Consider the following 2,473-nt stretch of genomic DNA (forward strand, 5'->3'; position numbering starts at 1 on the left):
CTTCAAAAGGAAGCATACCAGCTAAACAAAAACGAGCCTGGATGAAAACAGCATACTTAGAAGCAGTATTAAATGCTGGATTCAGTGATATGGCTAATTAATGAACACTCATGCGGTTGCCCTGCAAACGCACTTATTAATCATATTAATTTAGCGTTCCATCACAATTTATTCATATCTTATGCCTATAATCACCGCGGTGTTTTCATTTTATTAGCAAAATAGTTAAGGAACGTTAACACTACGTAAGAGGCAAAAACAAAAACATACGCCTCGGGGTCAAATAAATATAGAGAGTAAAATATGTTAAATAAAAAACTTCTTGCCGTGGTTATCGCTGGCGCACTGGGATTAGGCGGTTGTGACTCTGATAATGACGATCAAACAAGTACTGTTGCTGCTGATATCAAGTTACGTGTAATGGAAACCACTGATCTTCATACCAATATGATGGATTACAACTATTACTCAGGTAAAGAAGATAAGACTATTGGTCTGGTTCGTACCGCGAGTTTAATCAATGCAGCACGCGCTGAAGTAACTAACTCAGTATTAGTTGATAACGGTGATTTATTACAAGGTAGCCCAATGGGAGACTATGTTGCTAATAAATTCAAAACTGAAAGCAACATCCTCACAGATACACACCCAGTCTACAAAGCAATGAATACATTAGACTATGAAGTGGGTAATATTGGTAATCATGAATTTAATTATGGTTTATCATTTCTTGAGCAATCTATAGCGGGCGCAAATTTCCCCTACATTAACTCGAATGTGATTTGTGCTGATAAAGATGGTTGCTGGGATGATGTGCTCTTCAATGAAAACATGTTCACACCGTATATTATTAAAGACAAAGTCGTTACCGATGTTGATGGTAATGAACACACAATCAAAATTGGTTATATCGGTTTTGTTCCACCACAGGTTTTACAATGGGATAAAGCTAACTTAGACGGTAAAGTTGAAGTTTTAGGCATAGTTCAAGCGGCGAATAAATTTGTGCCACAAATGAAAGCAGAAGGCGCTGATATTATTTTAGCCATTCCGCATTCTGGTATTGGTTCAAGTGAAAACCCAGGAGATCCATGGGCAGAAAACGCGACTTATGCACTCACAAATGTTGATGGAATTGATGCCATATTCTTTGGCCACAGCCACTCTGTTTTCCCTGCAGCAAGCTATAGCGATTTACCAAACACCGACGTAGAAAGAGGATTATTAAACGGCATTCCAGCTGTTATGCCTGGTCGTTGGGGTGATAACTTAGGTGTGATTGACTTAGTTGTTCGTCAAGTAGAAGGAAAATGGACCGTAATCCATGAAGAATCAACGGCTAAAGCTCGTCCAATTTACGACAATGCTAATAAAGTAGCATTGGTTGAAGGTGAAGCTAACTTACGTGACGTAATTGAAATTGAACACACTGGGACTATCGAATATGTAAGCCAACCTATTGGGGTTGCCGCTGCGAACATGTATAGCTTCTTAACCTTAGTTCAAGATGATCCAACTGTTCAGATTGTTTCTAATGCGCAAATAGCACGTGTTAAAACATTACTTACAGATGACCTAAAAGATTTACCAATCTTATCAGCATCGGCACCATTTAAAGCTGGTGGACGTTATGCTGAAGGTGATGCTAGCCAATATGTACAAGTTGATGCTGGCAACCTTTCGTATAAAAACGCAGCTGACTTATATTTATACCCAAATACTATGGTTGCAGTTAAAGCGACAGGTGCGGAATTAAAAGATTGGTTAGAATGTTCTGCCAACCAGTTTAATCAAATCGACCCAACTGTCAGTGCACCACAAAACTTGATTAATCGCGCAGGTCACCCAACGTATAACTTCGATGTTATTGATGGCTTAACTTACAAAATTGATGTAACTCAACCAAGTAAGTTTGATCGCAGCTGTGTAGTTGTTAACGCCGGAGCTAACCGTATTGTTGACCTAACTTACACTTCAGCTGATGGTACTGTCATTACGGGTGATGATTTAGCGGCAATGTCATTTGTAGTAGCTTCAAATAACTACCGTGCGTTTGGTGGTTCATTTGCGGGTACCGGTTCTGACCACGTAGTGCTTGAGCTACCAGATACCAACCGTGATGCATTATCAGCTTATATTACTGAGCAATCACAACCAAATGCGACTGGCGGATATGATGCAATGGTTGATCCATCAGCAGATTACAACTGGGACTTTAAAACTATTGATAATGCGACAGTTGCTTTAGACATTCGTTTTGAAACTCAAGACAGCGATGTTGCTGACCAGTTTGTGGCTGATAATCAACAACGTAAAATGGTTAAGTTACCTAAAACAGCTGATGTTGTTGCAGGCTTTGCAATTTATAGCATCGACCTATCAACACCTGTTGCTGCTAAATAATTATTAGCGGACTAAATACAAAGAAGGCGCTTTATGCGCCTTCTTTATTTTTATTGCCCAGTCCTGCAAT

1 protein-coding gene is annotated in these 2,473 nt (G+C 39.4%); it reads left to right on the forward strand.

The annotated features are described in order from the left end of the window. Window positions 1-303: 303 nt before the first annotated feature. Window positions 304-2,403 (forward strand): bifunctional 2',3'-cyclic-nucleotide 2'-phosphodiesterase/3'-nucleotidase, encoded by a 2,100-nt coding sequence (locus H5202_RS20605; protein ID WP_182773707.1) that lies wholly within the window; start codon window positions 304-306, stop codon window positions 2,401-2,403. The last annotated feature ends 70 nt before the right edge of the window (window positions 2,404-2,473 follow it).

Source organism: Shewanella sp. SG41-4, from assembly GCF_014164505.1.
Taxonomy (GTDB): Bacteria; Pseudomonadota; Gammaproteobacteria; order Enterobacterales; family Shewanellaceae; genus Shewanella.

Coding starts and splice junctions, on each gene's coding strand:
- H5202_RS20605 (WP_182773707.1), top strand. CDS start 304: ATGTTAAATAAAAAACTTCTTGCCGTGGTTATCGCTGGCGCACTGGGA.